The 20948-nt window shown below is 69.1% G+C and carries 20 protein-coding genes; 8 read left to right on the top strand and 12 right to left on the bottom strand.

The window, feature by feature from the left end:
• Positions 1-4: 4 nt before the first annotated feature.
• From J2853_RS40185 to abmR, 6 genes are all read right to left on the bottom strand, one after another.
• On the bottom strand, positions 5-667 hold the full coding sequence (locus J2853_RS40185) for a TIGR04222 domain-containing membrane protein (protein ID WP_307566561.1): 663 nt from the start codon (positions 665-667) through the stop codon (positions 5-7).
• Positions 668-831: 164 nt separating this feature from the next.
• The gene (locus tag J2853_RS40180; protein WP_307566559.1) at positions 832-1299 is read right to left on the bottom strand and encodes an SCO6045 C-terminal-like domain-containing protein; all 468 of its coding nucleotides are present in this window, start codon (positions 1297-1299) and stop codon (positions 832-834) included.
• Complete coding sequence (locus tag J2853_RS40175; protein ID WP_307566558.1) at positions 1292-2110, bottom strand: MbnB/TglH/ChrH family RiPP precursor modification enzyme; 819 nt, start codon at positions 2108-2110, stop codon at positions 1292-1294. The genes J2853_RS40180 and J2853_RS40175 overlap by 8 nt, the downstream gene beginning before the upstream one ends.
• A gap of 75 nt (positions 2111-2185) precedes the next feature.
• Complete coding sequence (locus tag J2853_RS40170) at positions 2186-3142, bottom strand: TIGR04222 domain-containing membrane protein (RefSeq protein WP_307566556.1); 957 nt, start codon at positions 3140-3142, stop codon at positions 2186-2188.
• Between the two features lie 350 nt (positions 3143-3492).
• Positions 3493-5280 (bottom strand): phosphoenolpyruvate carboxykinase (GTP), encoded by a 1788-nt coding sequence (locus J2853_RS40165; RefSeq protein WP_307568977.1) that lies wholly within the window; start codon positions 5278-5280, stop codon positions 3493-3495.
• Positions 5281-5582: 302 nt separating this feature from the next.
• Positions 5583-6110, bottom strand: coding sequence for an ATP-binding transcription factor AbmR (gene abmR, locus J2853_RS40160; RefSeq protein ID WP_307566555.1), 528 nt, complete (start codon positions 6108-6110; stop codon positions 5583-5585).
• A 167-nt stretch (positions 6111-6277) separates the two neighbouring features.
• Here abmR and J2853_RS40155 point away from each other — a divergent pair, with 167 nt between their 5' ends.
• Positions 6278-6874 (top strand): acyl-CoA-like ligand-binding transcription factor, encoded by a 597-nt coding sequence (locus J2853_RS40155; protein WP_307566553.1) that lies wholly within the window; start codon positions 6278-6280, stop codon positions 6872-6874.
• Between the two features lie 6 nt (positions 6875-6880).
• Here the strand turns inward: J2853_RS40155 and J2853_RS40150 are convergent, their stop codons facing one another.
• From J2853_RS40150 to J2853_RS40140, 3 genes are all read right to left on the bottom strand, one after another.
• Positions 6881-8179 (bottom strand): C40 family peptidase, encoded by a 1299-nt coding sequence (locus tag J2853_RS40150; RefSeq protein ID WP_307566552.1) that lies wholly within the window; start codon positions 8177-8179, stop codon positions 6881-6883.
• Between the two features lie 192 nt (positions 8180-8371).
• Positions 8372-8872 (bottom strand): transcription elongation factor GreA, encoded by a 501-nt coding sequence (greA, locus tag J2853_RS40145; RefSeq protein WP_307566551.1) that lies wholly within the window; start codon positions 8870-8872, stop codon positions 8372-8374.
• Positions 8873-8992: 120 nt separating this feature from the next.
• Positions 8993-9421, bottom strand: coding sequence for a DUF4307 domain-containing protein (locus J2853_RS40140; RefSeq protein ID WP_307566549.1), 429 nt, complete (start codon positions 9419-9421; stop codon positions 8993-8995).
• A gap of 225 nt (positions 9422-9646) precedes the next feature.
• On the opposite strand from J2853_RS40140, the gene mca reads away from it, so the two are divergent.
• The 3 genes from mca to J2853_RS40125 are packed head-to-tail and all read left to right on the top strand — an operon-like array spanning position 9647 to position 11132.
• Entirely contained in the window at positions 9647-10531 is an 885-nt protein-coding gene (gene mca, locus J2853_RS40135; protein ID WP_307566547.1) for a mycothiol conjugate amidase Mca, read from the top strand.
• Positions 10532-10565: 34 nt separating this feature from the next.
• Positions 10566-10769 carry a hypothetical protein gene (locus J2853_RS40130; protein WP_307566545.1) on the top strand — a complete coding sequence of 68 codons (204 nt, stop codon included), beginning with the start codon at positions 10566-10568 and terminating at the stop codon, positions 10767-10769.
• Between the two features lie 45 nt (positions 10770-10814).
• Positions 10815-11132: a GNAT family N-acetyltransferase gene (locus J2853_RS40125; protein ID WP_307566543.1), complete on the top strand. Its 318-nt coding sequence runs from the start codon at positions 10815-10817 to the stop codon at positions 11130-11132.
• Positions 11133-11184: 52 nt separating this feature from the next.
• On the opposite strand, the gene J2853_RS40120 is transcribed toward J2853_RS40125, so the two are convergent.
• The gene (locus tag J2853_RS40120; protein WP_307566541.1) at positions 11185-12345 is read right to left on the bottom strand and encodes a hypothetical protein; all 1161 of its coding nucleotides are present in this window, start codon (positions 12343-12345) and stop codon (positions 11185-11187) included.
• A gap of 209 nt (positions 12346-12554) precedes the next feature.
• Between J2853_RS40120 and J2853_RS40115 the strand changes: the two genes are divergently transcribed.
• The gene (locus J2853_RS40115; protein ID WP_307566539.1) at positions 12555-14591 is read left to right on the top strand and encodes a thioredoxin domain-containing protein; all 2037 of its coding nucleotides are present in this window, start codon (positions 12555-12557) and stop codon (positions 14589-14591) included.
• A gap of 63 nt (positions 14592-14654) precedes the next feature.
• On the opposite strand, the gene J2853_RS40110 is transcribed toward J2853_RS40115, so the two are convergent.
• Both J2853_RS40110 and J2853_RS40105 read right to left on the bottom strand, forming a co-directional pair.
• Complete coding sequence (locus J2853_RS40110) at positions 14655-16829, bottom strand: transglycosylase domain-containing protein (protein WP_307568976.1); 2175 nt, start codon at positions 16827-16829, stop codon at positions 14655-14657.
• Between the two features lie 108 nt (positions 16830-16937).
• Positions 16938-17417, bottom strand: coding sequence for an Lrp/AsnC family transcriptional regulator (locus J2853_RS40105; protein WP_307566538.1), 480 nt, complete (start codon positions 17415-17417; stop codon positions 16938-16940).
• Positions 17418-17519: 102 nt separating this feature from the next.
• On the opposite strand from J2853_RS40105, the gene hppD reads away from it, so the two are divergent.
• The 3 genes from hppD (at position 17520) to J2853_RS40090 (ending at position 20877) form a co-directional block, all read left to right on the top strand.
• Positions 17520-18629: a 4-hydroxyphenylpyruvate dioxygenase gene (gene hppD / locus J2853_RS40100; protein WP_307566537.1), complete on the top strand. Its 1110-nt coding sequence runs from the start codon at positions 17520-17522 to the stop codon at positions 18627-18629.
• Between the two features lie 70 nt (positions 18630-18699).
• The gene (locus J2853_RS40095) at positions 18700-19338 is read left to right on the top strand and encodes an RDD family protein (protein ID WP_307566535.1); all 639 of its coding nucleotides are present in this window, start codon (positions 18700-18702) and stop codon (positions 19336-19338) included.
• 99 nt (positions 19339-19437) lie between these two features.
• Positions 19438-20877 (top strand): M1 family metallopeptidase, encoded by a 1440-nt coding sequence (locus tag J2853_RS40090; protein WP_307566533.1) that lies wholly within the window; start codon positions 19438-19440, stop codon positions 20875-20877.
• The last annotated feature ends 71 nt before the right edge of the window (positions 20878-20948 follow it).

Genomic DNA, 20948 nt, shown 5'->3' with positions numbered 1-20948 from the left:
GACCTCAGAGCCTGCCCGCCCTGGCCGGGCCGGACGGCGGCGACGCGCCGCTCATGGAGAGCACCGCGGCCAGTTCGCGGTCCGCCACCTGGCCCAGGCCGTACAGGGCGACGCCGAAGACGCCCGGATCGCCCAGGACGACGTGGTCCCGGGGACGGGGCGGCAGCGATCTGCCCTCGCGGTGGCGCAGGCGGTAGTGGGCCACCGCGGCCTGCCCCGCGCGGGTGGGGACGACCTGCCCGGAGTCGCCGGCGACGAGCAGCCCCAGCTTCTCCAGCCGAGCGATCAGCGCGGTGACGGCGGCCCCCCGGACCAGCGCCGCCTTGATCTCCCAGACCGGCAGGCCGTCGGGCCGGCCTTCGAGCAGCGAGAGGACCTCGGCCTCCAACGGACGCACGGGCCCCGCGGACGTGGTGCCCGTCAGGGTCAGGTGGCCGGTGGACGGGATGCGGACCCTCCCCTCGGCGGCCAGGGACGCCAGGACGGTGTTCAGCACCCGGAATCGCCCCGCCGCGAGCTGGGCCAGCTCGTACGGCTCCAGATCGGGGCCCCTGTAGCCCTTCGGCGAGCGCATGGCCAGCCGCAAGGCGATCAACCCCGCCACCACCAGCAGCGCGACGGTCACGACGATCAGAACGGCGACCACGACGACCTTTGCAAGAGGCATGTTCTCCTACATGACTCCTTTACCCGGTCCGGCGCATATCAGTGGCCGGAGAAGCCGCGACCGTCGCGCGGGACACCACCGGCACCGGAGGTCACGGCCACCACCGGAACACCACCGTCACCGGAGGTCACGGGCGCCGCGCGAAACGCCGGCGACTCCAGACGTCACGGGCGCCGCGCGAAACGCCACCAGCGGGGCGGGGGAGGCGGCTCGGGGTCCTCGGACCGGCCAGGCAGGCGCCCCGTCGCCTCAAGCGCGCCGGCGAAGTCCCGCGCGTCGGCGTGGGAGCCGCCGGACAGCTTGGGGCGGCCCCGGGCGTAGGTCTCGAACTCCCCTGCGAAGCCGTCGCCGAGCAGGGCGACCAGATCGGGGCGGAGCCTGGCCACCGTCCTCCTCCGCTTGGCGATCAGGCTGAACTCCTGGATGCGCAGCCGTTCCTCGTCGAATCCGGAAGGCGGCCGCCCACCGGCCACCAGGGCGGCCAGCAGCCCGGTCTGCGCCCTGGCCAGCGCGGCGCGGGCCTCGGCCTCGGGAAGGGCTCCCCCGGCCGCGTCCGGAGCCGGGAGCGCCTCCCCGTACGGGTCCGGGACTCCTTCGCCGGGCGGTGCTTCGCGGGCGGGCTCGTCAGGCACGGGCCATCGCGCCGCGGACCCGGCCGAGCTCCGCCTCGAGTGCGGCGTCGCTGGGATAGTCGTCGTCCCATTCGAGCAGCACGCCCGGCGGATCGACCCGGGCACAGAGCTCGGACAGGATGTCCAGCACGTCGGCGGGAACGTGCGCCGTGTGGGTGTCGTGCCAGACGCCGTTGTGGGAGTGACCGCCGGCGACGTGGACGTACGCGAGCTCCGACAGGGGCAGGCCGTCCAGTGCCCCGACGGCCGACAGTCCCAGGTTGACCTGGTTGGTGTAGAGATTGGCCACGTCGATCAGGAGGAGGACGCCGGTCGTCTCCACCAGTTCGCCGAGGAACTGCGCCTCGGTCATCTCGTCCTCGGGCCAGCCGAACAGGGCCGCCACGTTCTCCAGGGCCAGCGGGACGGGGAGCGCCGCCTGTGCCCGCCGTACGTTGTCCGCGACGACGGAGAGCGCGGCCCTGGTGCGCGGGACCGGGAGCAGGTGACCGGCCTCCATGCCGCCGGAGCGCACGAAGGCCAGATGCTCGCTGACCAAAGGCGCGTCCAGGGCCCTCGCGCAGGCCGCCAGGTGCGCCAGCCGTGCCGGATCGGGCGGTTCGGCCCCGCCCACACCCAGCCCGACGCCGTGCGGGATCACCGGTGTCCCGCGGGCGCGGAGCACGCGCAGGGACTCCGGGAGCCGGTCGGGACGCACGTTCTCCGCGACGACCTCGACGAAGTCCACCCCGGGCAGCCGCTCCACGGTCAGGTCGATCTCCGGCCGCCAGCCGATGCCGACGCCCAGCGATCCGGATCCGGTCACCGTCACGCCCCCGTCCCGATCACCCGGACGAGCCCGCCGGACGCCGTGGCGGCCGTGGTGGTTGCGGTGGTTGTACCCGGCTCAACCACCGCCGCCACCGCCGCATCCGCCGCCACCGCCGCAACCGGACCCGCCACCACCGCAGCTGGACCCGCCTCCCGAGTCGCCGCCGCCCGAACTCCCGGAGTCACCCCAGCCTCCAGAGCCGAAGGAGCCGCCTCCGCAGGCACCGGTGGCGCATCCGGTCGTCGCGGCGTATCCGCTGTCGTGTTTGAGCTCCTCCTCCAGATTGGGGTCTCCGAGCTCGCTCAGGCCGTACAGGGCGACCGGGATGCCGACCGCCAAGGCCAGGTCGGGTGCCATCGGACGGGCACCGCGCACGTGACGCCGGCGGGCGGAGTCGAGCGCGTCGTTCCCCGCCCGGCTCAGAACCCCGCGCAGCGCCCTCCTCTCGCGAAAATAAGTGATCAGGCCGCCGAACGCCACGAGGGCGCCGAGCAGCAGCACGATCATCCCGAGGCCGTCCGTGGCGATGCCGGCCACCAGCATGCCCACTTCGACCGCCAGGGCGAGCACCGAGAGGATCAACAGCCGGTTCAACAGCTTCCACGCGTGGCCGAACGCCTCGTCGGGCACGATCAGGCCCATGCCCAGCAGGCGGTAGCGCAGCCCGCTCATGGTCTCGCCGTCGGCCACCGTACGGCGGAGCTCCCCGGCCGGGCCGGAGCCGCCGCGGGCCCGGAGGGCCTCCAGGATGGCGTGCTCGACCGGGTCGGGCGATCCGCGGGTTCCGGCGACCAGGCTGATCTGGCCGCCCCGCGAGACCCGGATGGCACCGGCCCTGGCCAGCATGCCGAGCGCGGTGTTGATCACGCGGCGCGGCCCGCCCGCCAGGTAGGCGAGCTCGTACGGGGTCATCTCGCCACGGTGGTGGGTCACAGCCGAGCGCACCCGGCGATGCTCGCGGCGCAGCGCCGCCCTCGCGGAGCCGACGATCAGAATGAGAGCGATCACTACGACGTACAGGACCACCTGCATGGCCGTCTCCCAGGGGGAAAGAAGGGCCTGCGCCCATCTTGTCCTGATAGACGCTCACCGACCCCGGGAAGTTTCCCTTTCGCCGCCACAACTTGGCGGACCGTCCGCGGCGAACAGGGATCGCCCGCCGGAACTCCGCGACGGCCGGTCGGCGGGTCCCCCTGCCGAACCCGGTCGATCACCGCTTTCCTCCCGGTCAGGAACCGGTCGCGCGATCGTCCACCGGCTCGGGGAACCTCGCGAAGCGGTCGCCTTCCTGCTCGGAGACACCGTGAGGAGGTCGTCCTCCTCGGGAGAGCCCCGGCCGGCGGCCGCGTCCTGTTCCCACGGGACGCGGCGGCGCCGGGAGGTCAGCCCAGCCGGTCGACGAGCGCGTTGTACTCGTCCCAGAGTTCCTTGGGCAGGTGGTCGCCGAAGGTCTCGAAGAAGGCGGGGATCAGCGACGCCTCCTCCTTCCAGATCTCCTCATCGACGCTCAGCAGGGTCCGCATGTCCTCGTCGGAGATGTCGAGGCCCTCGGTGTCGAGCTTGACGGGGAGCAGGCCGATCGGCGTGCTCACGGCCTCGGCCTCACCGTTGAGACGCTCGACGATCCACTTGAGCACGCGGCTGTTCTCGCCGAAGCCCGGCCAGATGAACGCGCCCTCGTCGTTCTTGCGGAACCAGTTCACGTAGTAGATGCGCGGCAGCTGTACGTTCTCCCGCCGGCCCATCCCGATCCAGTGGGCGAAGTAGTCGCCCATGTTGTATCCGCAGAACGGCAGCATCGCGAACGGGTCGCGACGCAGTTCGCCGACCTTGCCCTCGGCCGCGGCGGTCTTCTCGGAGGCGACGTTGGCTCCGGTGAAGACGCCGTGCTGCCAGCTCAGCGACTCGCTCACCAGCGGGACCGCGCTGGCGCGGCGCCCGCCGAACAGGATCGCCGAGATCGGCACGCCCTTGGGGTCCTGCCACTCGGGGGCGATGATCGGGCACTGGCCCGCGGGAGTGGTGAACCGGGAGTTGGGGTGGGCGGCGGGCTCGTCGCTGTCCGGGGTCCAGTCCCGGCCCTTCCAGTCGGTCAGGTGCGCCGGGGGCTCGTCCGTGAGGCCCTCCCACCACACGTCGCCGTCGTCGGTGAGGGCGACGTTGGTGAAGATGCTGTTGCCCCAGAGCGTCTTGACCGCGTTGGCGTTGGTGGACTGGCCGGTGCCGGGCGCGACCCCGAAGAAACCCGCCTCGGGGTTGATCGCGTACAGGCGGCCGTCGTCGCCGAAGCGCATCCAGGCGATGTCGTCGCCGATCGTCTCGACCTTCCAGCCCGGGATGGTCGGCTGGAGCATGGCCAGGTTCGTCTTGCCGCACGCACTCGGGAACGCCGCCGCGACGTAGCGCGTCTCCCCCGAGGGCGGGGTGAGCTTGAGGACGAGCATGTGCTCGGCGAGCCAGCCCTCGTCGCGGGCCATCGTGCTGGCGATGCGCAGCGCGTAGCACTTCTTCCCGAGGAGGGCGTTGCCTCCGTAGCCCGAGCCGTAGGACCAGATCTCGCGGGTCTCGGGGAAGTGGCTGATGTATTTGGTGGAGTTGCACGGCCACGGCACGTCGTCCTGGCCGGGTTCGAGCGGGGCGCCGACCGAGTGCACGGCCTTCACGTAGTCGCCGCGCTCCTCGATGAGCCGCAGGGCTTCCTCGCCCATACGGGTCATGACGCGCATCGAGACGGCCACGTAGGGCGAGTCGGTGATCTCAACGCCGAGCTGGGAGATCTCCCCGCCCAGCGGGCCCATGCAGAACGGCACGACGTACATCGTCCGGCCGCGCATGCTGCCCTGGAAAATCTTGCCGAAGGTCCGGCGCATCTCGGCCGGGGCGATCCAGTTGTTGGTCGGCCCCGCGTCCTCCTCGCGCTCGGAGCAGATGTAGGTCCGGTCCTCGACCCGGGCGACGTCGCTGGGGTCGGAGGCCGCGTAGAAGCTGTTCTGCCGTTTGGCCAGACGTTTGAAGGTTCCCTGCTCGACCAGCAGATTCGTCAGACGGGTCCACTCGGCCTCAGAGCCGTCGCACCACTCGATCCGCTCCGGCCGGGTCAGCTCGGCGACCTCCGCGACCCACGCCACCAGCTCGGCGTGGGTGGTCGGGCTGAGGGCGGTCACGTCCATAGTAAGAGACACTGCCAGGGCTCCTTTGCATTTCTCAGGGCCAAAACATCATTGACCACCAAACCGCACGTAATCCAATTGGCATAGACCAGTGAATTCGCAGGATCAGTGTCGCGACACGTCCAGTCCTGCGGTCCCGTCGGGCATACAGGCTGGCGGCGAACGCGATGTTTGGGAGACCTACCCAAAAGAAGTGCGATTAAAGAAAGCCGTTCCGGCAGTGGTATAGGCCAATCACAAAGGTCTAAACCAATCGCCCGACAGGTTCAGACCAATTTATCGGCCATTCCCCCTGCCCAGACTCAGGAATTCACGTCGGGGCCCGCGGCCCGGACGCGGTCCACGTGCTGAAGCGCGTCTCTCAGATCGGCCAGCCAGGTGTCGGTGTGGTTGCCCACCAGACGCACGCACCAGGCGAGCGCGTCACTGCGGCTGCGCGCCACCCCCGCGGCGACGAGCGTGTCCAGAACCCGGCGCTCGGACTGACGCAACCTGGTCATAACGGGGATCGACAATGTGGTGAACATCACGGTCTCGTCGCCGACGGCGACGCCCCAGGAAACCTTCCTGCGGAAGCGGTGCTCCGCCTCCAGCGCGATCTCTATGCGGCGCTCCCTGGTCTCCTCCCGGAAACGCTGGATGCCCCCCTCCACGGCGGCGGCCCGCTCCACCTCGGAGGCGTCGCCGCCGAGCGCGGGCGGCCGGAGCCTGCCGACCACCGTGATCTCCTCGCGGTCCAGCACGATCTCCGGCTGACCTTCGAACCACTCCTCGGGCAGCCGCCCCAGGAACCAGCCTCGCAGCTGCGCCGCTGCTTCATCATTTTCCATGTAATTTAGATTACATCGCTTTATGTTAAGGGGCCAGCCTCGCCCACGTGCGACGACGTGACCGCACCGGCCCCCTCCGCCGCCGGCGGCCGACTGGGCGCTCACCCGGGGAGGACACGGCGCTCGGGGCGGTGTTCATGAAGATCTCCAGGCGCGAGAATCGGCACATGAGCTCACCCCCCCGCGCCGAGGGACTGCGCGAACGCAAGAAGGCGAAGACCCGCGGGGCGATCCAGGAGCACGCGTTGCTCCTGTTCGTCCGGCAGGGCTACGAGGCCACGACCGTCGAGCAGATCGCCGAGGCTGCGGAGGTGTCGCCGAGCACGTTCTTCCGGTACTTCCCGGCCAAGGAGGACGTGGTCACGCGGGACGAGTACGGTTCGCTGCTCGCCGCCCTGTTCCGGGAGGTCCCTCCGGGCACGCCACTGATCGACGCCTTCAGACAGGCCGTGCGGACGGCGTTCGACGGGTTCGCCCCCGCCGAGTTCGAGAAGGTCTCCATCCGGGCACGGCTCGTCCTCTCGGTGCCCGCCCTGCACGCCGGGCAATTCCGGAGTGCCGTCGGCACACACGGGACGATCTGCGCGGAGGTCGCCTCCCGCACCGGCCGCGACGCCGGCGACCCCGCGGTCCAGACCTTCGCGGCGGCGGTGGTCGGCGTCATGATCCCCGCGATCGTCCGCTGGGCCGGGGACCCGTCGCAGAATCTGCCCGAGCTCGTGGACACGGCCCTCGCCCGGCTCGCGGCCGGTCTGCCGCTCTAGGCGCCCCTAACGGACCTGGGCCGCGACCCCGGGACTGATCCGCACGACGCCGGCGAAGTTGCGGGTGCTGATGGGGGCGAGCTTGACCACGTCCCCGGTCCTCGGGGCGTGCAGCATCTTGCCGTCGCCCCAGTAGATCGCCACATGCGAGACGTAGCCGGGGTTGGTGGGGTCGTTCCGCCAGAACAGCAGGTCTCCCGGCTGGGCCTGGTCGAGCGGGATCTGCGGGCCCGAGACGAACTGCTGGTGCGTCACCCGGGGCACCGCGATGCCCGCCTGGGCGTAGGCCCACTGGACCAGCCCGGAGCAGTCGAAGGAGTCGGGTCCCTCGGCGCCCCACACGTACGGCCTGCCGAGCTTGCTGATCGCGGCGGTGAGGACGGTCCTGATCTGCGGCGCGGCCAGGAAGGCGTCCGCCGGCCACACCGTGCGGCCGGGGTTCGCGGGGCGATCGGGGGGCTCGGGAGCCTTCAGCACGGGATTGATCACCGCGATCTGGCCGCCCTTGGGCAGGACCCGCAGCAGGGTGCGGCGCAACGCGACGGAATCGACCTGCGGGGCGCTCACCACCAGCGCGTTGTTCTGCGGGATGCCCAGCGCACGCGCGGTGGTCTTGGAGACCACGGCGTCGATGGAGCCCATGCCCATCGTGGCGTAGGCCCCCACCCGCAGCTTCTGCCTGGCGGTGGTGAAGGTCTTGCCCAACGGCATGCCGCCGTCGTTGCCGAGGACGAAGGACACCACGACCTCCCCCGCGGAGACGTTGCGCCAGAGCCTGTCGGACTTCGCGGTCGGCTTGGGGGTGTAGGCGCGGAAGGTCGAGGGGTTCACGCCGAGCGTCTGCACCCGTTTGCCGTCCAGCGTCACCTCGGCGGCGTCGGCGCGCTCCACCGACCGCACCCCCTTGGTCTGAGTGATCTTCGCCACCACGGAGGAACTGAGGGGCTTGTTCGCGACGATGAACAGATGCGGCTGCCGGATCGAGGTCAGCGGGGCCACCGGTGGCGGAGCCGCGGCCTGCGTGGGCCGGGCCTCGACGAGGCCGCCACGCGTGTCCTGGACGGGCTGGGCGGACCGGGTGGCGACGGACCTCTGCAGGGCGACCGCCTCCGAACTCCGCTCCGGCAGTCGCACCAGGATCATGAGGTCGACGGTCAGCACGGTGACGACGAGGACCGCGATGACGGGAACGGCCCGTCTCATGAGACGGACGGTGCGATGGTCGTATCTCATCCGGGGGCGGTACGCGAAGTCCTGGCGGGTCTCATGGATCAGGTTGGAGACACGCGTCCGCCGATCGAACACGACATCTCCCCTTCCCGTCCGGACCAGCCGCCGGAGTCAGCCATACGAGGCTGCCGTATACCGGGCCATAATGCACGCGAATCTGGCGAAAAGTGTCTTATCTCCGACACCAACGCGCGCTGAACGAAAGCCCTTGGACACACGACGATCCGCCGGGACGGGGCCCCGGCGGATCAGCGGATTCGGATGAGGTCAGTTACCGATGTACGGCACGGCCTCAAGAATCTCGACCGTGTTGGAACGGCCGTTCGGCATCGTGTAGGAGGCCTTCTCTCCGATCTTCTTGCCGTTGATCGCCGCGCCGAGCGGCGACTTGGGCGAGTAGACGTCGATCGGTGCGCCGCTCTCCTCCCGTGAGGCGAGCAGGAAGGTTACCTCTTCGTCGTCGCCCTCGAAGCTGACGGTGACGGTCATTCCGGGGCCCACGACACCTTCGGTGCGGGGCGCCTCGCCCACCCGGGCGTTTTCGATGATCTGATGAAGGTGGAAGATCCGGGCCTCCATCTTGCCCTGTTCGTCCTTGGCCGCGTGGTAGCCGCCGTTCTCCTTCAGGTCACCCTCTTCGCGGGCGGCTTCAATCTTCTTGGCGATGTCGATGCGCCCGGGCCCCGAGAGGTGTTCGAACTCCGCCTTCAGGCGGTCGTACGCCTCCTGAGTGAGCCAGGTGACGCTCTCGTTGTGGGAGTCGGCCACGGGTTCTCCTTGCTTCCTCTTGGGGGCTTCGTTCTGGTGTAGCGGACGATCTGGGTAGCGGGCGGTGGAATTTCGAAAGGCTAACAAGTTAACCGCTCAAACGCTTCCCCAAATGTCTCACTATACGAGATAGCAGTAGTGGACGGCGCCGGAAGTCGCCTGGGCACTGGTCTCTAGCTGTTCGGTAAGCCGAACATATTCCTCACCAGGGGGAATATTGACCTCGCGGCTCCCCACCTCCACATGGTTGACATCTGTCGCCTGGAGCTGGCAGAGCACGGCACGGTCGGCCGGTTTGTTCACTTCGAAGGTGATCTGCACAGAATCACCGCGACTGGCATCAAAAGCGATGACCTGGTTGTTGACCTCGGTGTCACCCCCCGCCGCCCACATCACGTAGCCCCATCCACCTGCGCACACGGCGCAGAGGATCGCGATCACGACGTGCACGACGAGGCGCCCCTTACGCTCCGGGCGTTCGGGGAAGTCGCCCGGTGTGCCGAGGATCGGGCCGTCATGACGGCCCTTCTCGGCCTCGCTGGTGGCCATGACGGAATCTCCCTGCACTACCTCGGCGTTGTCCGAGACAATTGTCCCTCGCGGGGGCCTCGCCCTCGCGACCGCCTAAGAGAAACTAACCTCTCTCTAGAGTGACTTAAGCCTAGGGAGCGGTGCGGCACGAGCGAGCGAAGCGGACGGCATGCCGAGGCATGCCCCGTCCGTGGGGCAAGCAAGGACCCGAGCGCAACCGACATAGAGGAGACATCGAGCCCCGTGAGTGCACCGCTGAGGCTGCTGGCCGTTCACGCGCATCCCGACGACGAGTCGAGCAAGGGCGCCGCCACCATGGCGCGTTATGTCGCGGAGGGCATGGACGTGCTGGTCTGTACCCTCACCGGGGGTGAGCGCGGTTCGATCCTGAATCCCAAGATGGACCGCCCCGACATCCTTGAGAACATCGCCGAGGTCCGGCGGCTGGAGATGGAGCGCGCCCGCGAGATCCTCGGCGTGCAGCAGCGCTTCATGGGGTTCGTCGACTCCGGTCTGCCGGAGGACGAGAGCGAGCCGCTGCCCGAGGGCTGCTTCGCCGTCCAGCCGCTCGAGGTCGCCTCCGCGCCGCTGGTCGCCGCCGTGCGCGAGTTCAGGCCGCACGTCATCATCACCTACGACGACGACGGCGGTTACCCGCACCCCGACCACATCATGACCAACCGCGTCTCGGTGGAGGCCTTCGAGGCCGCCGGCGACCCCGACCGCTACCCGGAGGCCGGGGAGCCCTGGCAGCCCCTGAAGCTCTACTACCACATGGGTTTCACCAAGGACCGGTTCGAGGCGCTGCACGAGGCGATGACCTCCCGCGGGATCGGCTCCCCCTACGAGGACTGGATCTCCCGGTGGGAGGACCGCCCGCAGAAGTGGGCGGTGACCACCCGGGTCCCCTGCGGCGACTACTTCGAGGCCCGCGACGAGGCGCTGCTCGCGCACGCCACCCAGGTCGACCCCGACGGCTTCTTCTTCGTCTGCCCGCGTGACCTGCAGCGCGAGATCTGGCCGACCGAGGACTACCACCTGGCCCGCTCGCTCGTGGACGTCGAGCTTCCCGAGGACGACCTGTTCACCGGCATCCACGCGGACACCGTCTCGCCCGCCTGCCACTGACGCGACCGTGGGGTGGCGGTGGCAGACTTGAGACGTGATTGCATTGGACACCGCCATCAAAGGTGAGATCGGTCCCGGCCTCGTGGGATTCCTCGTGGTCGCGGCACTGGGCTTCGCCCTGTTCTTCCTCATCAAGTCGATGAGGAAACACGTCGACAGGATCGAGGTCCCGTCCGAGGCGGAGCTGAGGAAGCAGAACGGCACCCACCCCGGCTCCCCCACCCCCAGCTCCCCCTAGCCGAGCTCTCCTGGTCGAGCCGGCAGTAGAACCATTGAGGACGGCATGGCTGAAAACATCGAGGTGTCCGACAACCCGGGCTCCTCTCGCTTCGAGATCCTGGTCGACGGCGAGGTAGCCGGGTTCGCCCAGTACCGGCGACGCCCCCATAAGATCTTTTTCACGCACACCGAGGTCCGTCCCGAGTTCGAGGGAATGGGTCTGGGGAGCCGTCTGGCCGCCGGAGCCCTGGACCAGAGCCGCGCGTCGGCGCTACCGGTCGTGCCGCTCTGCCCCTTCATCGCCAGATATATCCGGCGCCACCCTGAATACAAGGATCTGGTGCACGAGGACTACCTCGACCTGGTCGAAGACCAGGCGTGACGGCACGGCGGCGCCCGGAGTCCGTACGGTCGCCGTCGCCCGCCGTCCCTTCTCAGTCGCCGAGCACGTCCGTCGACGACCAGGCCCGCTCCAGGGCCTTGGGCAGGCCCCAGCGGCCCAGCGGGGTGAGCACCTCGGTTCTGTCGACGATCCCGAGACACGCCCACAGCGGTGTGACCGAGCTGAAGAGCGTCTCCGCCGCGTCCAGGTCCTCGGGCTCGTCCAGCGTGACGTCGATGTCCTCGGACTCGGCGATGAGCCGGGCGATCCGCTCGGGTGAGGCCAGGACCCCCGGACCGCGCCTGGCCAGGGCGGCGACCACGGCCAGCCAGTCGGCGTGGTGGATCGCGCACAGCGCGGCAAGCACGGAGTCCTCGTGGCTGAGCTCGTTGTCCAGGTCGGAGAACTCCTCCAGGTCGTCGTCCTCCTCGGGCAGGTCCGAGATCGGCCCGGCGATGCCGGCCGTGACGGTCAGCCAGAGATCCTCGTCATCGGCGGGCAGCGGCTGCCCCTCGTATCCGGCGCACGCCCGCAGCACGTTGCCGGGGTAGCCAGGCTCGGCCAGCACCTCGCGCAGCCGCGTGGCGGCGGCCTTCAGCTCCTTGGCGGGCCGTTCGGGGGCGGGCAGCTCCGCCAGGATGCGGCGCAGCTCGCTGAGGGCGAACGCCTCCTCCTCGTCCCAGGCGGCGAACAGCTCCTCGTCCTGCTCGTCGCTCACCGCGACCCCCGGCACCCGCCCGTCGGGCAGCGGGCTGGTGAGCCAGCGCTCCTGCAGGTCCGCGTAGACCTCCCTGGCGCTCTCGTCGCCCTGGGCGAGCGCGTCCGGGTCGATCTCCCCGGCGGCGACCCGTTCTTCCAGGTAGGCGACCAGCCCCCGGAACATCTCCGCGCCGATCGGCCCCCGTTCGTCCTCCTCGGGCCAGACGAAGAAGCTGCGGGTGAGCAGGAGCGGCTCGGTGCCCGTGGACTCCAGCCACCGCTGCACGTCCCCCACCGTCGCCCCACCGGACTCGATCGCGCTGAGCGTCGCCTTGGCGGAATCCCAGAAAGGCAGGGACAGCGGGTTGCCCGCCGCCATCAGCGCCCTCCGCAGATCGGGGATGGCCACCAGCGCCACCCCTGAAGGTACGGCGAGCAGCGCGCGAGCCACATCACGCCGGGTCAGCTCGGAGGCTGTCCTGCCGGCGTGCACACAGACGAAGTCGAGATCCACGCCCAGAGAGCCTACGCCCGAAGCCGCACGAGCACATCTCCCCAGCTCAGTTGAGCGCGAGCCGCGTCGAGTACCGGCCCTCACGTTCACGGCGTCGCCCCCCTCTCGGTTTAGTGTGAGGTGAGGCCGTGGAGGTAGAACGAGTACGCGCGACCCGAGCACGTCTCGCGCTACGAGAACGCACGCACCACTTACGCAGGAGGGTCTCGATGAACAGGTTGAAGGACGCCACCAGTCCCTATCTGCGACAGCACGCTGACAACCCGGTGGACTGGTTCGCCTGGGGAGATGAGGCCTTCGAGGAGGCCAGGCGGCGGGATGTGCCGCTGTTGATCAGCGTTGGATATTCGGCGTGTCACTGGTGCCACGTGATGGCGCACGAGTCGTTCGAGGACGGCGGAACGGCCGCGCTGATGAACGAGCGCTTCGTCAACGTGAAGGTGGATCGTGAGGAGCGTCCGGATGTGGACGCCGTTTACATGGCGGCCACCCAGGCCATGACCGGTCAGGGCGGGTGGCCGATGACGGTCTTCGCCACCCCGGAGGGACATCCCTTCTATACCGGCACCTACTTCCCCAGAGCGCAGTTCCAGCGACTGCTGACCGGGGTGTCGAACGCCTGGACCGGCGACCGGGCCGCGGTGCTGGACCAGGGATCGAAGATCGTGGAGGCGCTGAACGAGCGGTCGGCCCTGCCGTCGGGGCCGCTGCCCGCGCCGAGCACGCTGGCGCGGGCCGTGCACGGCCTGGCCGAGTCCTTCGACCAGGTGCGCGGCGGGTTCGGCGGGGCGCCCAAGTTTCCGCCGTCGATGGTGCTGGAGTTCCTGCTGAGGTACCGCGGGGCCCCCGTACCCGAGCTCGGGCAGGGGGGCCCGGAGTCGCAGGAACCGCGGGCCACCGTGAGCGCGGCGAGGTTGATGGCCGACCGGACGCTGGAGGCGATGGCCAGGGGCGGGATCTACGACCAGCTCGCCGGCGGATTCGCCCGCTACAGCGTGGACGCCGGCTGGGTGGTGCCGCACTTCGAGAAGATGCTCTACGACAACGCGCTGCTCCTGCGGGTCTACGCGCACTGGTGGCGCTCGACCGGCTCGGTCCTGGGCAGGCGGATCGCGCTGGAGACGGCCGACTGGCTGCTGGCCGAGATGCGCACCCCCGAGGGAGGGTTCGCCTCCGCCCTGGACGCGGACAGCGAGGGCGTGGAGGGCAAGTTCTACGCCTGGACCCCCGAGGAGCTTCACAAGGTCCTCGGCGAGGACGACGGCGCCTGGGCGGTCGCCCTGTTCGAGGTGACCGGGACGTTCGAGCACGGCACCTCGGTGCTCCAGCTCCTGTCCGATCCCGATGACGCCGAGCGGTTCGCCCGGGTTCGCTCCGCGCTGCTGGACGCGCGGGCCCGCCGGGTGCGGCCGGGCCGCGACGACAAGGTGGTGGCCGCCTGGAACGGGCTGGCCATCGCCGCCCTCGCCGAGACCGGGGCGCTGTTCGACCGTCCTGACCTCATCGAGGCGGCGCGGACCGCGGCCGTGCTGCTCGACGAGCTCCACGTGGACGGCGAGCGGCTGCTGCGCACGTCGCGCGACGGCCGGGCGGGCGCCAACGCCGGAGTCCTGGAAGATTACGCGGACCTCGCGGAGGGGCTGCTCGCCCTGTACGGCGTGACCGGGGAGGTGCGCTGGTTCCATCGGGCCGGAGCGCTGCTGGAGACCGTGCTCGACCGCTTCTCCGACGGCGCGGGAGGGTTCTTCGACACCGCCGACGACGCCGAACGGCTCTTCCAGCGCCCGCAGGACCCCACCGACAACGCCACCCCCTCCGGGCAGTTCGCCGCCGCCGGGGCCCTGCTCTCCTACGCCGCCCTGAGCGGTTCGGCCAGGCACAGGGAGGCGGCCGAGGCGGCTCTCGGCACGGTGACCGTACTGGCGGACAAGCACGCGCGGTTCGCCGGATGGGGGCTCGCGACGGCCCAGGCGGCCGTCTCCGGCCCGGTCGAGGTCGCGATCATCGGCCCGCCGGAGGATCCGGCGACGGCGGCGCTGCACAGGACCGCCCTGCTCTCGTCCCTGCCCGGACTGGTCGTGGCGCTCGGCGAGCCCGGCTCCGAGGAGGTTCCGCTGCTCTCCGGCCGCGGCCTGCTGGGCGGCGAGCCGGCGGCCTACGTGTGCCGCCGCTTCGTCTGCAAGCTGCCCGTCACGACCCCCGCCGGGCTCCTGGCCGAGCTGGGGAGTGGGAGCGACGAGGAGTAGGCGAGGGGCTCGGCCTTCTCGGGGGGCGGCGGTGAGACGTGCTTCCGGCCTCGCGGCCGTCCCTCAGTTCTGGCCCCATCCCTGATCAGGGCCTTGGTCCCATTCCTGGTTCGGGCCCGGGTCCTGGCCCTGGCCCCGGTCGTTGCCGATGGAACCGCCGTCATCGGGCCCGTTGCCCGTCTCGTCTCCCGTGCCGCCAAGGTCCGGGTTCTGGTCGGGAGAGGAGGGCTGTTCGAGGTTCGGGTCGGCCGTCTGCTGCGGGTCGGGCGTGACGGGGTTCTCCCCGTTCTGGTCGAGACCGTCGCCGTAGTCCTGGCCGTAGTCCTGGCCGTCGGACGGGCCGTCCGAGGGATAGTCGCCGTACGGGGTGGAGTAGCCGTAGTTGGACGGCTCGGGGAAGTCCTTGACCGGCTTGCCCGCCATCGCCTCGGTCATGAAGGCGCGCCAGATCTGAGCCGGGTAGTTCCCGCCGTACTGGGTGCTGCCGCCCACCACCACCGGCTTGTTGTCGTCGCGGAACAGGTCCACGGCGGCCGCCAGCTGCGGGGTGAACCCGGCGAACCACGCGGCCGCCGACTCGTCGGTGGTGCCGGTCTTACCGGCCACCGGGCGATCGTAGAGGCGGGCCGCCGAGCCGGTGCCCGCGTTGACGACCTGGGTGAGCGCGTAGGTGGCGTCGGTGGCGGTCTGCTCGCTGAAGGCCCGCTCGCCCTTGACCGCGCTCTTGGTGACCTTGCCCTCCGCGTCGGTGATCGAGCGGATCACGTGAGCCTCGCGGTGGACGCCCTCCGCGGCGAACGTGGCGAAGCCGGAGGCGTTCTGCACGGCGCTCACGGACGCCACGCCCAGCGGGAGCACGGCCGCGGACTTGTGCGGGGTGAGCTGCGCGGCGGGGATGCCCGCGGCCTCGGCGAGCTTGACCACCTTGTTCAGGCCGACCCGCTGCCCGAGGTCGACGAAAGCGGTGTTCACCGAGTCCTGGGTCGCGGTGACCAGGTTGATCTCGCCGTAGGACTCACCCTCCGAGTTGGGGATCGGATGCTCGGGGTCCGAGGCGACGTGCATCGGCGAGTTGCCGTTCACGCGGGTGTCGAGGCCGAGACCGTCGTCCAGGGCGGCGGCCAGGGTGTACGCCTTGAACGTGGAGCCGGCCTGCACCTTGGCGGAGAAGGAGTTGTCGAACTTGTTCGCGGTGTAGCTGCGGCCGCCGTAGAAGGCGACGACCTCGCCGGTCGCGGGATCCACCGCGGCCAGTCCGGCGCGGACCTTCTTCGAGGTGTCCTCCGGCAGCACCGAGGTGACGGCCCGCTCGGCGGCGGCCATCAGGTTCTTGTCGAAGGTCGAGACGATCTTCAAACCGCCCTGGTTGATGACCTCGTCGGTGTATCCCCTGCGCTTGAGCTCGGCCGACACCTGGTCGAGCATGTAACCCTCCTGGCCCTTGGGCTCGAAGATCGCCTTGGGCGCCTTGAGGGTGGGGAACTTGACCGCGGCGGCCTGTTCGGCGGTGATCGCCCGGGTCTCCACCATTCCGTCGATCACCGAACGCCAGCGGGCCTTGGCCGCGTCGAGGTCGGCGCCCTTGGGGTCGGCGAACCGGGACGGCTGCTGGATCACCGAGGCGAGGTAGGCGCTCTCGGCGAGGGTCAGCTTGCTGACGTCCTTGCGGAAGTAGGCGTTGGCCGCGGCCTGGACGCCGTCGGCGCCCCGGCCGAAGTAGATCGTGTTGAGGTACTGTTCCAGCACCCAGTCCTTGGACTTCGACTGGTCCACCTTCAAGGAGATCATGACCTCCTTGAGCTTGCGGACGATGGAGCGTTCCTGGCTGAGGCCGCTGTAGTAGTTGCGGACCATCTGCTGGGTGATCGTCGAACCGCCCTGGAGCTGCTGGCCGCTGACCGTGGACCACATGGCACGGAAGGTCCCCGACAGGGACACGCCCTTGTCGTCGTAGAACGAGCGGTTCTCCGCGGCGATGACCGCGTTCCTGAGGTTCTCCGGCACCTTCTGCAGGGGCACGCTCTTGCGGTTCACGCCCTGCTTGGCGAGCACGGTCTTGCCGTCACGGTAGTAGATCACCGAGCCCTGCGCGGTGGCCTTGGGCTGCGTGCTGTCCGGGATAGGGGTTACGGCCCAGACCACTCCGAGCAGGCCGATGACCGAGATGAGGCCGATACCGAAGACGATGAGTGTGATCCGCAGGAGTCGCCTCCCGGGTCTGCCCTTCCCGCCGCCCATTCGCACGCGTGCCCCCGATCAGGTCCGCACCAGACCCCCGTCGGTTGTGCGGATCGTTAAGGTTAAACGATGGATAACGGTGTCTGGACCCTCCTTGGGATGGTACGGCTACGCGCTCACCTGGCGTGGGACATCGGCCACCAAAGGCAGAACCCGGTATGGCACGGGAGTGTCCAGCGCTATCACCGTTGAGGTCCTGACGACACCGTGAACGTCAACGATCAGGTCAATGACCCGCTGCAGATCGGCATTGCTGCGCGCCACCACCCGGCAGTGCATGTCGTCACCGCCGGTGATCGTGTGCACCTCCAGGATCTCGGGAATGGCCGCGAGCTGGTCGGCGACCGGATCGTGCCCGCTGAGCTGGCGGATCTGCAGGGTCACGAACGCGGTCACGTCGTAGCCGAGCGCGGCCGGGGCGACGTCGGGACCGAATCCGGTGATCACTCCCCGTGTGGTCAGCCGATCGAGACGCGCCTGCACGGTTCCCCTGGCCACGCCGAGCCGCCGCGAGCACTCCAGCACGCCGAGTTTGGGCTCCGCCGCCAGAAGGGCGATGATCCGGGCGTCGAGTCGATCAATCGTCATGGTGTACAGGCTTCCCGGTTGTAAGCGCGAACGGCTGTACATATTGTTCATCAATTTAAGTGGCTGTTGCACAAAGCGCCTACTAAAACCGACAGTGTCCGTATGAATGACACCTTTCCTGTGAACGGTATGGACGCCGTGGTCTTCGCCGTGGGCAACGCCAAGCAGGCCGCCCACTACTACTCCAGCGCGTTCGGCATGCGACTCGTGGCCTACCGGGGCCCGGAGAACGGCAGCCGTGACGAGGTGGCGTACGTCCTCACCTCCGGCAGCGCCAGGTTCGAGTTCCGTGGTTCGGTACGGCCCGGCACGGAGATCGCCCACCACGTGACCGAGCACGGCGACGGTGTGATCGACCTGGCCATCGAGGTCCCCGACGTCGAGGCCGCCTACGCCCACGCGCTCGCCCAGGGCGCCAAGGGGCTCAAGGAGCCGCACCTGCTGGAGGACGACCACGGCAAGGTGATGTCCGCGGCGATCGCGACCTACGGCGAGACCCGGCACACCCTGATCGACCGCTCCGCCTACAGCGGCCCCTACCTGCCCGGTTATGTCGCGGCGGAGCCCATCGTCTCGGCCCCCGACGTGCGCAACGGCCGCCTCTTCCAGGCCATCGACCACTGCGTCGGCAACGTGGAACTCGGCAAGATGGACGAGTGGGTGGAGTTCTACAAGCGGGTCATGGGCTTCACCAACATGGCGGAGTTCATCGGCGACGACATCGCCACCGAGTACTCGGCGCTGATGTCCAAGGTGGTCGCGGACGGCAGCCGCAAGGTGAAGTTCCCGCTCAACGAGCCGGCGGTCTCCAAGAAGAAGTCGCAGATCGACGAGTACCTGGAGTTCTACGGCGGCCCCGGCGTGCAGCACATCGCGCTGGCCACGAACGACATCCTGAGCACCGTCGACCACATGCGCGCCGCCGGGGTGCAGTTCCTGGACACGCCCGACTCCTACTACGACGACCCGGAGCTGCGCACCCGGATCGGCAACGTCCGCGCCCCGATCGAGGAGCTGAAGAAGCGCAGGATCCTCGTCGACCGCGACGAGGACGGCTACCTGCTGCAGATCTTCACCAAGCCCGTGCAGGATCGCCCGACGGTGTTCTTCGAGCTCATCGAACGGCACGGCTCGCTCGGCTTCGGCAAGGGCAACTTCAAGGCGCTCTTCGAGGCGATCGAGCGCGAGCAGGACCTCCGGGGCAACCTCTGACCAAGATCTCAGGGGCAACCTTTAACGACGTGTGACTTTGAGATGGCCCGTACATGGCGATCAAGGTCACATGGCATCATCACCACCGCCGGACGAGCCGCGACCGGACCCCTGGCCCGATCCCCCGCCCGATCCCCCCTCCGGCCTGGGGCCCCAGGGGCCCGGTCATGGCGCGTCCGGCTACGGCATGCCCGGCCGCGGCGCGTTTGAGCGCGACCCCGGCGCCTCCGTCCCCGGCACGATCGGGCCGGGCCCCTGCTTCGGCCTGCCCGGCCCGATTCCCCCCAGGCTGGGCGGGCGCCGGCGCCGCCTGTTCGCGGGCATCCTCGACATCGTCATCGTCAGCCTGATCTCCTCGCCGTTCACCTACAAGACATACGGCACCATCTTCGACATCGAATCGGGTGTTTTCATCCGAGTGCCCGTCCAGAACACCCTCCTGGCGGCCGTCGTCGGCTTCCTCTACTACTGGCTGCTGACCGCCTTCTGGAACGGTCAGACCCTCGGCAAGAAGCTCCTTCACCTACGGGTGACCGACGTCAGCGGGCAGAAGGTCGGAATCGGACAGGCCGCCCTCCGCGAGGGGGCGGCCTGGGTGATGTACGCCACCTGCTGCCTGGGGTGGATTGACCTGGCATTCATCCTTTTCAACCAGCGAAAGCAAGCCCTCCACGACATAGTCGCCAAGACGCTTGTCGTAGATACCTGATGGTCAGAGGCCGTTCGCGTAGTCTGCCGTCGATGCGGCCCGGTAAGACCCGGGCCAGAAAAAAGGGGGCTTCCGGGCATGACGTCCAGTCGGCTTATCGTGGTAACCGCTACGCTTCTCGGCACATTCGGAGCGGTTGCCTGCTCGCCGTCGAGCGGGGCGAGCGCCCCCGCCCCAGCCGTCGACAACCCGCTGCCCCCCGACGGCACGCACCCCGTCTCGCGGCACGCGGGCAGGGCGGGCGCCCCCGGAATCGGCGATCCCGACTTCCCGAACGACGGAAACGGCGGCTACGACGTCGCCCACTACCGGCTCAAAATCGCCTACGACCCACCCACCAAGCGCCTTTCCGGCGTCGCCGGCATCGAGGCCACGTCCACCCAGGACCTGTCCAGCTTCAACCTGGACCTCTCCGGTTTCGACGTCAGCCGGATCACGGTGGACGGCAAGCCCGCGACGTTCCAGCGGGACAAGCAGGAACTGACCGTGACCCCGGCCGCGTTCATCCCCGACAAGACCCCGTTCACCGTCGAGGTCTCCTACTCCGGAGTGCCCAAACCGGTCGAGAACTCCACCAACCTGGGCACCTACGGCTTCATCCCGACCAAGGACGGCGCCTTCGTCGCGTGCGAGCCCAACGGCGCCAGGACGTGGTTCCCCGGCAACGACCACCCGGCGGACAAGGCGCTCTACGACTTCGAGATCACCGTTCCCAAGGGGACCACCGCGCTGGCCAACGGCGAGCTCACCTCGGAGCCGAAGACCGCCGACGGCAAGACGACCTTCCTCTGGAAGGAGAAGAACCCGATGGCGAGCTACCTGGCCACGATGACGCTGGGCGCGTTCGAGCTGCGCCAGGGCAAGACGGCCTCGGGAATCAAGAACCTGGCCGCCGTGGACCCGAAATACCAGAGCGCACTGGACAATCTGTACACCACCTCGGGAAAGGTCACCGACTACTGGAGCACGGTGTTCGGCCCCTACCCGTTCTCCTCCACCGGCGGCGTGATCGACGACTTCGCCGCGGGCTACGCCCTGGAGAACCAGACCAAGCCCCTCTACGGCGGGTTCACCCCGGACACCGCGATCATCGCCCACGAACTGGCCCACCAGTGGTTCGGCGACAGCCTGACCATCAAGCGGTGGAGGGATCTCTGGCTCAACGAGGGCTTCGCGACCTACGCCGAGTGGCTCTGGTCCGAGCGCAACGGTGACGCCACCACCGAGCAGCTCTTCCAGAAGGAGTACGCGGTTTCCGCGGACGCCCCCATCTGGAAGTACCCGGCGGGTCACGCCCGGCCCGACGACCTCTTCAACAGCTCGGTCTACACCCGCGGCGGCATGACGCTCCACGCGCTCAGGCAGCGGATCGGCGACCCGACGTTCTTCAAACTGCTGAAGACCTGGACCGCCGATCACAAGTACGGATATGTCACGACCGATGAGTTCATAGCCCTGGCGGAGAAGATCTCCGGCAAGGACCTCGACAAGCTGTTCGACGCCTGGCTGTTCACCCCCAGCAAGCCGACGACCTGGTAGTCCCCGCCCCTCACCGCGAGCGGGCGCCGCCGGAGACCGCCTCCGGGCGACAGGCCGGACAGGCACGGTCC

This window comes from Streptosporangium lutulentum, assembly GCF_030811455.1.
In the GTDB taxonomy this organism is placed as follows: domain Bacteria; phylum Actinomycetota; class Actinomycetes; order Streptosporangiales; family Streptosporangiaceae; genus Streptosporangium; species Streptosporangium lutulentum.
The sequence above is the reverse complement of the archived record's forward strand: the minus strand, read 5'-3'. Positions and strand labels throughout refer to the sequence as shown.